At 70.5% G+C, this 13668-nt stretch carries 14 protein-coding genes; 5 read left to right on the forward strand and 9 right to left on the reverse strand.

Annotation, left to right across the window (positions count from 1 at the left end):
* Positions 1-100 precede the first annotated feature (100 nt).
* Both ACN269_RS18875 and ACN269_RS18880 read left to right on the forward strand, forming a co-directional pair.
* Positions 101-1216 carry a ricin-type beta-trefoil lectin domain protein gene (locus ACN269_RS18875; RefSeq protein ID WP_421473673.1) on the forward strand — a complete coding sequence of 372 codons (1116 nt, stop codon included), beginning with the start codon at positions 101-103 and terminating at the stop codon, positions 1214-1216.
* Positions 1213-2481: a cellulose binding domain-containing protein gene (locus ACN269_RS18880; protein WP_421473674.1), complete on the forward strand. Its 1269-nt coding sequence runs from the start codon at positions 1213-1215 to the stop codon at positions 2479-2481. Before ACN269_RS18875 ends, ACN269_RS18880 begins: the two co-directional genes overlap by 4 nt.
* A gap of 101 nt (positions 2482-2582) precedes the next feature.
* Here the strand turns inward: ACN269_RS18880 and ACN269_RS18885 are convergent, their stop codons facing one another.
* Complete coding sequence (locus ACN269_RS18885) at positions 2583-3785, reverse strand: low temperature requirement protein A (RefSeq protein ID WP_421473675.1); 1203 nt, start codon at positions 3783-3785, stop codon at positions 2583-2585.
* A 105-nt stretch (positions 3786-3890) separates the two neighbouring features.
* Positions 3891-4409, reverse strand: coding sequence for a MarR family winged helix-turn-helix transcriptional regulator (locus tag ACN269_RS18890; protein WP_421473676.1), 519 nt, complete (start codon positions 4407-4409; stop codon positions 3891-3893).
* 39 nt (positions 4410-4448) lie between these two features.
* On the opposite strand from ACN269_RS18890, the gene ACN269_RS18895 reads away from it, so the two are divergent.
* Positions 4449-5075 carry a disulfide bond formation protein DsbA gene (locus ACN269_RS18895; RefSeq protein ID WP_421473677.1) on the forward strand — a complete coding sequence of 209 codons (627 nt, stop codon included), beginning with the start codon at positions 4449-4451 and terminating at the stop codon, positions 5073-5075.
* A gap of 20 nt (positions 5076-5095) precedes the next feature.
* Here the strand turns inward: ACN269_RS18895 and ACN269_RS18900 are convergent, their stop codons facing one another.
* The 3 genes from ACN269_RS18900 to wrbA form a co-directional block, all read right to left on the reverse strand.
* Positions 5096-5929, reverse strand: a complete 834-nt coding sequence (locus ACN269_RS18900) for a cytochrome c oxidase assembly protein (RefSeq protein ID WP_421473678.1) — start codon at positions 5927-5929, stop codon at positions 5096-5098.
* Positions 5929-6450 carry a DUF2243 domain-containing protein gene (locus ACN269_RS18905; protein WP_421473679.1) on the reverse strand — a complete coding sequence of 174 codons (522 nt, stop codon included), beginning with the start codon at positions 6448-6450 and terminating at the stop codon, positions 5929-5931. The genes ACN269_RS18900 and ACN269_RS18905 overlap by 1 nt, the downstream gene beginning before the upstream one ends.
* A gap of 135 nt (positions 6451-6585) precedes the next feature.
* Entirely contained in the window at positions 6586-7194 is a 609-nt protein-coding gene (gene wrbA, locus ACN269_RS18910; protein ID WP_421473680.1) for an NAD(P)H:quinone oxidoreductase, read from the reverse strand.
* A gap of 139 nt (positions 7195-7333) precedes the next feature.
* On the opposite strand from wrbA, the gene sigJ reads away from it, so the two are divergent.
* Positions 7334-8269 carry an RNA polymerase sigma factor SigJ gene (gene sigJ, locus ACN269_RS18915; RefSeq protein ID WP_421473681.1) on the forward strand — a complete coding sequence of 312 codons (936 nt, stop codon included), beginning with the start codon at positions 7334-7336 and terminating at the stop codon, positions 8267-8269.
* Between the two features lie 228 nt (positions 8270-8497).
* Entirely contained in the window at positions 8498-8875 is a 378-nt protein-coding gene (locus ACN269_RS18920; protein WP_421473682.1) for a hypothetical protein, read from the forward strand.
* Here ACN269_RS18920 and ACN269_RS18925 read toward each other — a convergent pair whose 3' ends face one another.
* Genes ACN269_RS18925 through ACN269_RS18940 form a run of 4 tightly spaced genes read right to left on the reverse strand, consistent with a single transcriptional unit; the run spans position 8876 to position 13664 of the window.
* Positions 8876-9640, reverse strand: a complete 765-nt coding sequence (locus tag ACN269_RS18925) for a hypothetical protein (RefSeq protein WP_421473683.1) — start codon at positions 9638-9640, stop codon at positions 8876-8878.
* Entirely contained in the window at positions 9630-10226 is a 597-nt protein-coding gene (locus ACN269_RS18930; RefSeq protein WP_421473684.1) for a hypothetical protein, read from the reverse strand. Before ACN269_RS18930 ends, ACN269_RS18925 begins: the two co-directional genes overlap by 11 nt.
* Positions 10223-11476 (reverse strand): sulfotransferase family protein, encoded by a 1254-nt coding sequence (locus tag ACN269_RS18935; protein WP_421473685.1) that lies wholly within the window; start codon positions 11474-11476, stop codon positions 10223-10225. Before ACN269_RS18935 ends, ACN269_RS18930 begins: the two co-directional genes overlap by 4 nt.
* Positions 11477-11495: 19 nt before the next feature.
* A complete protein-coding gene (locus tag ACN269_RS18940) occupies positions 11496-13664 on the reverse strand; it encodes a peptidase domain-containing ABC transporter (RefSeq protein WP_421473686.1) in 2169 nt (722 codons plus the stop codon).
* Between the last annotated feature and the right edge of the window lie 4 nt (positions 13665-13668).

Genomic DNA, 13668 nt, shown 5'->3' on the forward strand with positions numbered 1-13668 from the left:
TGCTCGGTCCGGCCGGCCCCCTTCGGATGTCGGCTGCCCGGGCGGCCCTACCGATCGGCCAACGCCCTCGGCCAGCTCTACCAACCAAGGGGAGAGATCCATGCGAACGAGGGCACGATGGCTCGCGACACTCGCCGCGCTCGGTGTCGTGATCGCCGGGGTGGCGGCACCCACCAGTCCCGCCAGCGCAGAGTCCAACGGTGGCGTACGGGTGATGCCACTCGGCGACTCCATCACCGAGGGCACACAGGTGCCCGGTGGCTACCGCATCGGGCTGTGGCAGCGGCTCGTCAGCGGCCGGTACACGGTGGACTTCGTCGGATCGCAGTTCAACGGGCCGGGCAGCCTGGGCGACCACGACCACCAGGGGCATCCCGGCTGGCGGATCGACCAGATCGACGCGAACATCGTCAACTGGCTGAACACGCAACGACCGGCGACCGTTCTGCTGCACATCGGCACCAACGACATCCTGCAGAACTACAACGTGAGCACGGCTCCGAACCGGCTCTCCACCCTGATCGACAAGATCACCAACACCGTGCCCACCGCCGAGGTGTTCGTGGCGCAGATCATTCCGATCTCCAACAGCGGCCAGAACGCGGCTGCCCGCACCTTCAACGCGGCGATCCCCGGCATCGTGCAGAGCAAGGTCAACGCCGGCAAGCGGGTGCACCTGGTCGATATGTACAGCGCGCTCAGCACCTCCGACCTGATCGACGGCGTCCACCCCACCGCCGGCGGCTACGACAAGATGGCCGCCCGCTGGTACAGCGCGTTGCAGTCGGTCCCCGGCAGCATCGGTGACCCGAGCAGCGGCGGCGGTCAGACCACCACCACCCTCGTAGGCACGCTCTCCGGCCGGTGCGTCGACGTCCCCGGCTCCTCCACCACCAACGGCACCCAGGTGCAGTTGTGGGACTGCCACGGCCGCACCAACCAGCAGTGGACCTACACGTCCAGCAAGACCCTGACGGTGTACGGCAACAAGTGCCTCGACGCCGCCGGCTACGGCACCTCGCCGGGCACCCTTGTCACCATCTACGACTGCCACGGCGGAACGAACCAACAGTGGAACGTCAACGCCAACGGCACCATCACCGGCGTGCAGTCCGGCCTCTGCCTGGACCCGTACAACCAGGGCACCGGCAACGGCACCAAGCTCGTCCTCTGGACGTGCACGGGTCAGACCAACCAGCAGTGGAGCCGTCGATGAAGCAGCCGACACGGTGGCTGACGGCCGGACTGGCGGTGGTCCTCGGTCTGGCGCTGGCCACGACGACCCGGGACGCGGCGGTCGCGGACAGCCCGTACCAGCGGGGCCCGGACCCCACCCTGGCCAGCGTGGCCGCCACCCGAGGTCCGTTCGCCACCACGCAGGCGACCGTGCCGGCCGGAAACGGCTTCAACGGCGGGTACGTCTACTACCCCACCGACACCAGCCTGGGCACCTGGGGCGCGATCGCGATCGTCCCCGGTTACTCCGCCCTGTTCGCCAACGAGGAGGCCTGGATGGGCCCCTGGCTGGCCTCGTTCGGGTTCGTGGTGATCGGCATCGAGACCAACAGCCGTACCGACGGCGCCGACGCGCGGGCCACCCAGCTGCTCGCCGCGCTGGACTACCTCACCCGGACCAGCCCGGTCCGCAACCAGGTCGACCCGAACCGGCTGGGCGTCATGGGTCACTCGGCGGGCGGCGCGGGAACCCTGCTCGCCTCGCTGCGGCGGCCCACCCTGAAGACGGCGGTCGGTCTCGCGCCCGGCACCCCCGGGAACAACCTGAACATGTCCAGCACCCAAGTGCCCACCATGCTCCTGTCCGGTCAGAACGACGGGACGGTCACACCCTCGTACGTCCAGGGCATCTACAACAGTCTGCCGGCCACGGTGGAACACGCCTGGGCCGAGCTGGCCGGCAACGACCACCTCTCCTTCACCAGGTCGAACCCGACCGAGATGCGGCTCCTGATCCCCTGGCTGAAGACGTTCCTCGACAACGACACCCGCTACACCCAGTTCCTCTGCCCGCTGGCGGACAGCCGGGGCGTCTCGCGGTACAGCGCCACCTGCCCCCTGGTGCCGCCGGGTGAACCGACGCCACCGCCCACCACGGGTACGCCCACCACGCCACCGCCCACCACGCCACCGCCCACCACGCCGCCACCGACGACCCCGCCGCCCTCCGGCGCTGCCTGCACCGCGGCCTACCACACGGTCAACTCGTGGTCCGGTGGCTTCCAGGGTGAGGTGACGGTGACCGCCGGCACCGCCGCCGTCGACGGCTGGACCGTCCGCTGGACACTCGGCACCGGGCAGAGCATCAGCCAGGTCTGGAACGGCACGCTGAGCACCAGCGGCTCGACCGCGACCGTGCGCAACGCCGTCTACAACGGCTCGCTCGCCCCGGGCGGCACGACGACGTTCGGCTTCCTCGGCTCCGGTACGCCTACCAACCCGTCGCCAACCTGCACCAGCCCGTGACCGTCCACCGGTCGTGAAACGGCCGGGCCGGGCCAGTCGGCCCGGCCCGGCCGTTCGTGGTCGCCTCGACCACCCGGCCGGTCGGGTCCGTGGCCCGCTCGTCAACGTCCGTAGCCGGGCGGGGACGGCTGCTCTGGGGGTTTGCCCATGGCGCGGATCGCGTCCGAGATGGCGATGCCGGCCAGGACGACGACGGCGGTGCCGGCCACCACCAGCGGGGGTACGTAGATCATCGCGGGCGCGACGGCGACCAGCAGGAGGGCGCCGATCACCCGGGAGCGGGACACCCGCGCGAACACCGCGTGTTCGACAAGCATTCGTCCCGCCAGGAACAGCAGCGGTCCGCCGAGAATGGCGACGATCCAGGACGTGCCGGTGCGCCCGAACGGATGGGTGATCACGATTTCGTAGCCGACGGCGATGGCGACGGTGCCGACGACCATGAGCATGTGGGCGATGAACGCCTCCCGGATGAGGTGCGCCGGGTCGCGGGCGGCGGTGAGCGCACCGGGCAGCAACTGGCCCGCCTTGAAGAGGTACACCCGGAACAACAGCACGGTCGTGGCGAACGAGACGGCGAACGCCGCGGCGGCGCCGCCCTCCTGGAACGACGTGTCGCTGTAGGCCGATCCGGTGGTCAGGATCAGCTCACCGAGCGCGATGATGAAGAACTGGCGGTACCGCTCGGAGATGTACTCCGCCGACACGGGCCACCTGGGCCGGCTGGAGATGTTCCACGGCGCGGGGTAGAAGAGCAGCAGCGCCGTACCGTCGATGGCGAGCGCGAGCGCCCACAGCACCGTCCGCGCCGCATCCGGCAGCAGCGCTCCGACGATCCACGGGACGGCGGACATCGAGAACCACAGCAGCACCCCCGCCGCCCGACGCTGCGCCTCGAGACCACGCAACGGCGGCACGATGATGAGACCACGCACGATGTGCACCGCCACGTACGAGCCGGCGAAGACCAGGCCCCCGGTGCCGAACGCCTGTGGCACCGCGACCGCCATCATCAGGGCGCCGAGCATGGCCGTGTAGACGACGAACTGCACCTGTGGTCGCTCGGAGTCGTAGAGATCGGTGACCCACGCCGTGACGAACCAGAGTGACAGAAAGGCCATCAGCAACAGGAACGTCTCGCCGACCTCGGCGAGGACCATTCGCCCCTGGGTCAGGTCATCGACCAGCCGATGGGAGACCCGGTTGAGCGCGAAGACGAACACCAGGTCGAAGAAGAGTTCCAGGAGACTCGGCCGCTGCGGCTGCTCCGGCTTGCGAAGCAGCGCCGCTGCGCCTGTCGACATGTCGCCGCCCGACCTTGCCCGGATTCTTCGCCTTTCGGAGATTGATACCATCTCCGGCTGCTCGCCGGGGCCGGTACGACGAGCCGCCGCCCCTTAGGGCGTGTGTCAAAGCCTCTGGCCGGCCTGCTGCGCTCTCGCCCCCACGGTGCGCGCCAAGGTCGCCAGTAGGCGCTCGAGCGCGCTGCGGTCGCTGTCCGTCAGGCCTCGGAGGATCGCCGCCTCGTTCGCCAGGTGCTCGCCGATGAGTCGGTCGGTCAACGCCACTCCGGCCGGGGTCAGGCCCACCACCCGGCCGCGCGCGTCGGCCTCGGAGATCGAGCGCGACACGAGACCTCGGGTGACCAACCGGTCCACCCGCTTGGTCACCGCACCGGTGGTGACGAGCATCCGTTCACTCAACTGACCCGCCGTGAGCGCGTACGGCTCGCCCTCGCGGCGCAGCGCGGCGAGCATGTCGAACTCGCCGTTACCCAGACCTGCGGCGGCGAACGGCGGCCGCAGGGCCGCGTCGAGCACCTCGGCCAGGTGCTGGATCCGCCCAATGATCAGCAGCGGGGTGGGATCCAGGTCGGGTCGCTCACGACGCCACTGGTCCACGATGTCGGCAACCCGGTCCTCAGCCACGCTTGCACTATACCTTCCACGGAAGATACATTATCTTCCGTGGAAGATAAGTCGTCTCAAGCGCTCACCCCAGAGGTCACGGTCTACGTCGACCCGTCCTGTCCGTTCGCCTGGATCACCTCGCGGTGGCTCATGGAGGTCGCCCGCCTGCGGCCCATCGCCCTGCGGTTCGAGGTGATGAGCCTCGCCGTCGTCAACGAGCATCGCGACCTGGAGCCCTGGTACCGCGAGTTCAACGACCGGGCCTGGGGGCCGGCGCGGGTGTGCACGGCGGCCGTCACCCGACACGGGTCCGCCGCCCTCGCGCGTCTGTACCCGGCGCTCGGTCGGCGGATCCACGACGAAGGCGACAAGGACTTCGGCGCCGTCATCCCGGCGGCTCTGGACGAGGTGGACCTTCCCGCCGACCTGGCCGACGTCGCTCGTCGGAGCGACGTCGACGACCAGATGCGGGCGAGCACCGCCCGCGCGCGGCAACTCGTGGGTGAGGATCTCGGCACCCCGACGATCGTGGTCGACGGCGTGGCCTTCTTCGGCCCCGTCCTCTCCTCGATCCCACGCGGAGAAGACGCCCTCCGCGTCTTCGACGGTGCCCGTCTGCTCGCCGGCTGTCCGGCGTTCTCCGAGCTCAAACGCGCCCGGACCGACGCTCTGAGCTTCACCTAGGAATCCGGGCGACCCACAGGCTAGGTCGATGCCGGGGTGGTGACGAGCGGGATGGTGTCACCGGACCGATCGCGGCGCTCGGGTCGCCAGGTCGCCACGAGGGCGGCGACGAGGAGCAGTTCGGCGATGTCCCCGCCGTAGTACATCAGCTGCGCCCCGCCCTGGACCTGCGGGATCGGGGCGTGGATGTCGACCCAGAAACCGCCGTACATCAGTTGTGAGATGACGGCGTGCGTCGCGATCGCGAGACCGAGGTAGACCAGCCGGGTGCGGACCCCGGGCCGCCGGGGTGCCGGGTCCGGGCCGGCGATGACGTACGCGAAGAGGGAGCCGGAGAGCAGGAAGTGGGTGTGCAGCAGCCAGTGACCGACCGGATCGCCGGTGGCCAGGTGGTAGAGCGGGGTGAAGTAGAGCGCCGCGAGGCTGGCGGTGGAGAGCAGGAAGGCCACCGCCGGATGGGTCAGCACCCGGACCGGAGCGGTGTGCAGCAGCGCGGTCAGTCGGCGGGCGCGGGACGCGGGTAGCGCCCGCAGCAGCAGCGTGAAAGGGGCGGCGAGGACCAGCGCGAGCGGGGCGTACATGCCGATGAGCAGGTGTTGGGTCATGTGGCCGCGGAAGTCGGTATGGGCAAGGGGTGCCAGCGGCGGCAGGAGCGCCACGGCCAGCAGGAGCAGTCCGAGGACGAAGCTCGCCGTACGCCATCGGTTCCAGCCCAGCACCGGGTTCCGGCGGCGTACCCGCACGACCAGGTAGAGGTAGAGGCCCGCGCAGGCGAGCAGGACGACGGTGGGCAGCACGGTCTCGGCCAGTCCGACTCCCAGCGTGGCGCCCTCGTGGTGCGGGTGGGGATCCATCAGACCGAGTGGTCGGCGTCGGCGACCCGGCCACCGCGCTGAATGAACCACCCGCCGACCAGCAACAACGCGCCGAAGACGAGGAAACCGACGTCCCACCAGAGCTGGTGGGGGCCACCGCGAACATGGTGGATGCCGAGGATCTGGTGGTCCACCACGCCTTCGACGAGGTTGAAGAGGCCCCAACCCGCGATGATCCAGCCCCACAACACCCGCGAACCCCAGACCGCGCGCCGGTCGTGGGTGACCCGGGAGTACAGGACGGCCAGGCCCACCAGGACCGCCAGCCAGCACACGACGTGGAAGATGCCGTCCCAGACGGTGTTCATCTCCAGCCCGGAGACCGTGTGCGGGTTGTAGTACCGCACCCCGATGCGATCGGAGTTGGTGCTGGTGAGCATGTGGTGCCACTGGAGGATCTGGTGCAGGAAGATCCCGTCGGCAAAGCCGCCGAGCCCCACCCCGAGCACGATTCCGGGAAGGCGCAGGCCGACCCGGCCCTCGTCCGCGGTGGCTGTCATGACCCCTCCGTTGCTCGGCACCCGAGGTGGCCTGTTCTCCACGCTAGGGGCAGATAAACGAGGTCGCGGCGGAACTCCGTATCTCCGCCGCGGGTTGCGCGAACTCTGCGGGCCCCGTACCTCGTGGCGGTGAACTCAGGCAGCGCCGCCCGCCCCGAGGCGGGTGGCGATGCCGACGACCCGGCGGGCCTGGTGGCGGGCCGCCCTGAGGCTCACGTCGCCGGGCGGGCCGTCGCCGGCCACGTGGGAGGCGCCGTAGGGATTGCCGGCCTGGAACTGAACCGGGTCGGTGTAGCCGGGCGGCACGATGATGCCGCCCCAATGGCAGAAGGTGTTCGCCAGCGCCAGGAGGGTGGATTCCTGGCCGCCGTGGGCCGTGTTGGATGAGGTGAAGGCCGAGTACACCTTGTCGGCGAGCTTGCCCCGGAACCACAGCGGGCCGGTGGTGTCGATGAACACACGAAGCTGGCTGGCGGGGTTGCCGAAGCGGGTGGGGGTGCCGAAGAGCACCGCGTCGGCCCATTCCAGATCGTCGTGGCTGGCCTCGGCGACGTCCGCGGTGTCCGTCAGGTGCTGCTCCCACTCCGGCCTGGCGCTGATCGCCGTCACCGGCGCGGTTTCGCAGACCTTACGCAGTCGCACGGTCGCGCCGGCCTCCTCGGCCCCTTCGGCGGCGGCACGTGCCAACGTGTGGATGGTGCCGGTGGAGCTGTAGTAGATGATCGCGACGTGCACGGGTTCCACTGTCGGTTTCCTCCCTCTGCGGTTCTGGCGGTACGACGAGACAGCCCGACACGATGTGAGGCGACCTGCGACCGCACAATTCGCGGCGACGATTCGTCGTAAGAGGTGAGCCAGATCGTCCGAAGGAATCGGTGAACCCATGGCCCACCCGTCCGAGCCGGTAGACGGCCGGTCCGACGCCAAGCTGAGCGCGATCGTCAGCGAACGACGTCAGCTCACCAACCTGGCGTACCGGCTGCTGGGCTCGCTGGCCGACGCCGAGGACGTCGTGCAGGAGACCTACGCCCGCTGGTACGCCATGTCCCACCGGCAGCAGGAGGACATCGACGCTCCCGGCGGCTGGCTGACGACAGTTGCCAGCCGCATCTGCCTGGACCTGCTCCGCTCGGCGCGGGTCAGGCGCGAGCGCTACGTCGGCGAATGGATCCCGGAACCGCTGCCCCACCGCGCCGAATGGATCGGCGGCCGGTCGAGCGGCGGCGCCGACCCGGCCGACCAGGTCACTCTCGACGAGTCGGTCAGCATGGCCTTCCTGGTCGTGCTCGACGCGATGACCCCTGCCGAGCGGGTGGCGTTCATCCTGCACGACATCTTCGGCTACCCCTTCGCCGACGTGGCGGCCATCGTCGGCCGTACCCCTGAGGCCTGCCGCCAGCTCGCCGTGTCGGCCCGCCGACGCATCCAGGTCCCACGCCCTGACGCCGGCCCGTCGACCCGGCGCGCCGATCTCGTCCGTGCCTTCAAGCGGGCGTGGGAGACCACGGACATCGACGCGCTCATCGGCCTGCTGGCGTCCGACGCCACGGCGACCGGCGACGGCGGAGGGCTCGTCACCGCCGCGCTCCACCCGATCGAGGGGGCCGGGCAGGTTGCCCGCTTCTTCGTCGACCGGCCCACGGCGGCGGCCGGGGTGACGCTTCAGGAATGCACGGTCAACGGCCAGCCCGGTCTGGTGGCTCGGCGTAACGGCGTCACCGTGTCGGTGATGGCGTTCGACCTCGGCGACGACCACATCCACCACATCTGGGCCGTACTCAACCCCGACAAGCTCCGCTCCTGGACAGCGACCTGTTGACCACGGAACCGCGCACTGTGGAGGCTGCCCGGCGGGTGTCATGAGACTGTCATGTTTGGTCACCCGGTCGAGGGATACTTCAGTGACGTTCGACTATCCACGGGGGATAGTGGTACGGGGGATCGGCTCGGCGGCCGTTCGGTGCCGCCCGGCCACCCGCGCGCCGCAATGCCGGGTGAGACGACGATCAGGCCCGGTGTCTCCATGAGTTACGGGGGACGACAGGACGTGCAGTCGCACACGCCAGGGCAGCGGTTCACACAGGAAGGCGCTCAGGCCGGCTCGGGTGCGGGCTCCCCGCAGACGCCGGAAGTCGCCATCGATCGACTCGCTCAGCTTTCGCAGGACCTGGAACAACTGGCCGAGGCCATCCTCGACCAGTGCGCGGATGTCAGCCAGCAAGATACCGAGTCCGATGCGGTCGAGCTGATCACCAAGGTGCTGACGCTGCAGACGCGCTCGGTCACCATGGTGGAATGCGCCGTCGCGCACGCCCGCTACCGAGGCGTCAAGTGGCGGCAGATCGGGGATCTGCTGGGCGTGAGCCGACAGGCAGCTCACGCCCATTTCAGCGACGTCGTGCAGCAGCACCGGTGTCCCACGTGATCAGACCAGCAGGCGTGCGCCGGCCATGGCGAACAGGCCCGCGCCGAACGACCACAGGAACCGGCCGAGGCCCATGATGATCGCGACCGACACGTGCATGAGGATCGCGCAGACAGCCCAGGCGATGAGCGGCCAGCCACCGAGAATGAAGAAGATCGGGCAGGAGACCTCGAGCAGGATCACGCTCCAGGCGGTGAGCCGCGTGATCGTGGGCCGGTTGAGCAGGTGCCAGGCCATCTGCGCCGAGCCGAACCGCGGCGAGTTGACCGCCAGGGCGACCTGACGTCCGTGCCGCCACGCCGGCACCCGGAGCTTCGCCACACCGCTCCACAGGTAGGCGAGGCAGACGTTCAGGGCGACCAGCCACGCCGCCCAGTCGGTGAGGCCGGCCGACGGCACCAGCCAGAGCACGCCGAGGCCGGCCAGCACGATCATGAGCATGATGTCCGCGCCGTCACCGAGCGGTTGGAGTGCGACCATCAGGTAACCGAGGATCAGAACGGCCGCCAGCCCTCCGCCGGACAGGCACGCTCGCGGGTCGACGAGGAACCAGCCGCCGAGCAGGGCCAGCAGCAGGGCGATCATCCGGTGTGCGAGCACCCATCGCGGACCGGCGGCGGCGTCCGGGCGCCGCCAGCGGGCCAGCCCGGGGAGCGCGGCGGTCAACTCGGCACCGGTCACCAGCAGGGCGATGCCGGCCACCCGCGCGGCCAGCGAAAACAGGTCGTCGGCGGAAAGAGCGCTCGGGAACCATTCAGCTGTCATGACGGACCTCCGATCGGCTGCTTGGTTCGGGGAGGACGGGTTCGCGGGCGGACACGAAGATCGTGCGAGGCGGCGACGTGGTCCAGTACCCACGGGTCAGCACCAACCGGAACTCGGCCCGGTCCGCAGGGGTGAGGTCGGCGGCCCGCAGCGCTGAGCGGCGTACCGATGCCACGACCCGCCGGTATGCGGGGTCGTCGCGCATGTCGCGGCCATCGGCCGCACCCCCGCTGATCAGCCGGTACGCCAGGATCTGCGCGCTCTGATCGGCGCGCTGGCCGGGGCGCCACAACGGTGACCACCAGCGCCAGCGGTTGCTGGTCAGCGGCGTCCAGGGATGCTCGTCCGCGTCGGGCGAGGTGGCCGCCGCCGATCTGCTGTGCATCCGGTAGGACAGGTCGAGGTCGAACATGCCGAAGCGCTGAGCGAACAGCCCCCAGAACGGCAGGATCGACCGCAGCGTTGCGACCCCGATCCGGACCTGTCGCATCCGGCGGTCCACCGCCGGCACGAAGCTGATGATCGCGGCTGCGGTGTAGGCGGAGAACAGCAACAGGAAGCACCACGCCAGGAGGTGACCGATCATCGCGCACCGACCGTGACCGCCAGGGCCCGCGAGCCGGCGGCCGGGTGCCGGGCGCGCAACCCGGCCACGACGTCGGCCACGCGGGAGACGCCGCCGACCGCACGCAGCGCCCCCGTGCGCAGCACACCACCGATGTTGGCCTCCCCGGTGACGACGCCCCGCAGGGTGGCCGAGTCGGTCAGGATGCGCGCCGGCGGCAGGCACGGCCGGTCGCAGAACGACGCCTCGCCCGTCGCAGGGTCGATCAGCCAGGAGGACTGCCGGTCCTCGATCGTCACCAGCACGTGGTCCCGCAGTCGGTCCTGCTCGTGCGAGCAGAGCCGGGGGGCCGGGTCGTCGCCGCCCAGCACGTCGGCCAGCGCGGTGCGGGCGGACCGGTCCGGCCCTTCGCCCGCCGGCCCCTCGGACGGCAGGGCGTTCCAGTCAGGTCCGACCTCCGGGTGGTCCAGCTGGCGCAGGCACTCGTTCATCCGCTGCATCAGGTCGGCTGGGATCAGGTGGACCGGTACGCGTCGTCCCGTACCCACGCTGGCGGCGGAGACCCGGTCGGTGAACGGCAGCTTGTGGTCGCCGGCGCCGATGTCGTGCTGTCCGACGAAAGCCGACCGGGACAGGCCGGGGATGTCCTCGACGCCCAGGAATCCGGTCAGCCGGCTCATCTCGTGGTCCGGGTCGCGGGCGAGGTCCTCGTACCGGACGCGCACCGTGCGGTCCGGGTTGCGCCGCTCGTAGCTCAGCAGCGCCTCGGTGTGATCGCACCAGTACCGCACGAGCGCGTGCACGGTGTTGCCGGGGGACTTCTGGACGTACTTCTCGAAACCGTACGCGGCGAAGCCCCAGCGGCTCGCGTCCAGGCCGGACATCACGAAGTCGAGGCAGTGCCGGTGCAGAGCGACGAAGCGGGCCTGCGGGAAGACCTCGGAGAGCAGCGGGGCCAGGAAGAGGTTGTCGAGCGACTTGTCGGCCCAGAGGCGCTTGCCCCGGGCGCGGGCGTACGCGCGCATCGGTCGATCCACCGCCGAGCGGATCTCGTCGATCGCCTCGGTCGGCAGCGGGCCGCGACCACCGGAGAGGCAGACCTGCCGCCAGGCCCGTTCGGTGGTCTCGCACACCCGGGCCACGCTCGTCTCGGGTGGGCTCGCCAGCTCCGGATGAGCGTCCAGCAGAACCCGCAACAGGGTCGACCCGGACCGGGCGAAGCACAGGATGAAGACCGGGCCGTCGGTGCTGGTGCGCGGCTCGCTCGTCATGGCGTTACCTCCAGTCTGATCAGTTGACGGCGTCGACGTCGGCGAGGGACAGCGGGCCGCCGGGGACGACCGTGAGCGGCGTGAGATCACCCGCGGTCATCCGCAGCGCCCGGTCGCAGGCGCCGAGCACCGGCGTCGAGTGGGCGACCACGATCCGGGTACCGGGCATCATCCGCAGCGCGGTCAGCACGGTCTGCTCGGTGGCCGGGTCCAGGTGGCTGGTGGGCTCGTCGGCCACCAGCAGGTCCGGCCGGGCCAGGAAGGCGCGGGCCAGGGCGAGGCGTTGCCGCTGCCCGCCGGAGAGGTGCATGCCGCGGCTGCCGATCGGCGTGTCGAGTCGCAGCGGCATCGCCGCGACGTCCTCCTCGACCGCGGCGAGTTCCAGCGCCTCCCAGACCGCCCGGTCGGGCACGCCAGCGCGCCACGCCAGCACGTTGTCGCGGATGGTGCCAGAGAACAACTCCGGGTCCTGCGGTACGTAGGCGTAGGACAGTTCGCCGGGCATCCGCCGGCCGCCTGCGTCGACGCGCGCCCTGGTCACGGTGCCCGACTGCGGCTGGTACAGGCCGAGGAGAAGGTGGATGAGGGTGGTCTTGCCACCACCGGTGGCCCCGCCGATGCCGAGCAGCTCGCCGGGGCGCACCTCCAGTGACACGTCGTCGACCACATCGGCGCCGTCCCGGTGATAGCGATAGCTGACCCGCTCCAGCCGGATCGCCGCTCGGGCCGGGTGCCGGTCGGCGGCGGTGACGGCAGCGGCGTCCTGGCCGGCAGCCGTATCGCCGGCATGCGCGACCGGTGCCGGCGCTGCGCCGTCGATGATGTCCTCCAGCCGCTCCAGCTGGCCGCGGACCAGGAAGATGCCCTGCGCCCCGGTCACCAGGCGCCCGAGAGTGGCCAGGAACATGCCCGCGACGGTCAGCATGGCCAGGACGGAGCCGAGCCGTACGGTGCCGTCGGCCGCCAGCCAGACGCCGGTCAGCACGATGGTGATGGGGACGGCGAACTGCACGAGGCCGGTGAAGGCTTGCAGGGACTGCAGTTCGGAGTCGCGCTTGAGGCCCCGGGCAGCCGATGCCGCGAAGGTCCGCAGCCAGCGTCCGGTCACCCCGGCTTCCAGCCGCATCGCCTTGATCACCGCGTAGTTGTTCACCGCGTCGACCGAGTTGATCTGGAGCTCGGCGTCGGCGCGGAGTGCCTCCCGCTGGGCGGCCTCCACCCGCCGGCCGAAGGCGACCGCGGCGCCCACCTGCAACGCGGCGCCTAGCAGCGCGATCACCGACAGGGCCGGCGAGACGGCCACCAGGGCGGCCAGATAGATCAGGGTCAGGGGCAGGTGCAGGCCGGCGGCGAGAAGCAGCAGGGTCAGGGAATCCCGGAGGGCGGCGTTGGCGGAGATCCGGGAGAGGATGTCCCCGGCCGCACGCTGTTCGAGGAATTCCAGGTCCTTGCCGAGAAGGTGGTGGACGAAGGCGGTCATCAACCGCGCGTCGATCCGGGCCCGTAGGCGCAGGACCAGCCCCGACTGCAGCAGAGTGCCCAGGAACTGCAGGCCCAGACAGCCTGCCGCCGCGACGCCGACCAGCCAGGGCGACAGGTGCCCCTCGCGGGCCACGGCGGCGTTGACCGCCTCGCGGGTGAGCAACGCCGGGCCGAGAGTGGCGGCGACCATGATCGCGGTGGCGGCGATCAACTGGCCGCGCAACCCGCGAGAGCTCCGCGTGATCACTCCCCGCAGGGACAACCGCGACGCGACGTCCGGCGACTGGGGCGTACGTCCGTCGCCGGCAACGCCGAAGACGATGAGCGGCCCGGACATCCGCCGCGCGAGGGCGTCCACGTCGCAGCGTTGCCGGCCCTCCCCCGGATCGACCATCTCGACCTGGCCACCCCGCACACCGGTGAGCACCACGAAGTGGTTGCCGTCCACGTGCAGGACCGCCGGCATCACGGTCGAGGTGACCGCGGCGCGCAGATCCTGCACGGCGTACGCCCGCGCGGTCAGGCCATGCGCGGTGGCCGTCGTCACGATCCGCGCGACGGACGTACCGTCCCGGCCGCTGCCGAGAGCGCGCTGCCAGAAGCCGGTCGAGGCGCTGCGGCCGAGAGCGCTGCCGACCATCGCCAGACAGGCCGCGGCGCAGTCCGACTGGGACATCTGCAGGATCGTCTGAACCCGTTTCGCCATCGCT

This window comes from Micromonospora sp. WMMD736 (assembly GCF_049179015.1).
Classification (GTDB): Bacteria; Actinomycetota; Actinomycetes; order Mycobacteriales; family Micromonosporaceae; genus Micromonospora.

Excerpts from the sequence above, each read along its gene's own strand:
- ACN269_RS18875 (WP_421473673.1), top strand. The coding sequence starts at position 101 with ATGCGAACGAGGGCACGATGGCTCGCGACACTCGCCGCGCTCGGTGTC.
- ACN269_RS18880 (WP_421473674.1), top strand. The coding sequence starts at position 1,213 with ATGAAGCAGCCGACACGGTGGCTGACGGCCGGACTGGCGGTGGTCCTC.
- ACN269_RS18885 (WP_421473675.1), bottom strand. The coding sequence starts at position 3,785 with ATGTCGACAGGCGCAGCGGCGCTGCTTCGCAAGCCGGAGCAGCCGCAG.
- ACN269_RS18900 (WP_421473678.1), bottom strand. The coding sequence starts at position 5,929 with ATGGATCCCCACCCGCACCACGAGGGCGCCACGCTGGGAGTCGGACTG.
- ACN269_RS18905 (WP_421473679.1), bottom strand. The coding sequence starts at position 6,450 with ATGACAGCCACCGCGGACGAGGGCCGGGTCGGCCTGCGCCTTCCCGGA.
- sigJ (WP_421473681.1), top strand. The coding sequence starts at position 7,334 with ATGGCCCACCCGTCCGAGCCGGTAGACGGCCGGTCCGACGCCAAGCTG.
- ACN269_RS18925 (WP_421473683.1), bottom strand. The coding sequence starts at position 9,640 with ATGACAGCTGAATGGTTCCCGAGCGCTCTTTCCGCCGACGACCTGTTT.
- ACN269_RS18930 (WP_421473684.1), bottom strand. The coding sequence starts at position 10,226 with ATGATCGGTCACCTCCTGGCGTGGTGCTTCCTGTTGCTGTTCTCCGCC.
- ACN269_RS18935 (WP_421473685.1), bottom strand. The coding sequence starts at position 11,476 with ATGACGAGCGAGCCGCGCACCAGCACCGACGGCCCGGTCTTCATCCTG.
- ACN269_RS18940 (WP_421473686.1), bottom strand. The coding sequence starts at position 13,664 with ATGGCGAAACGGGTTCAGACGATCCTGCAGATGTCCCAGTCGGACTGC.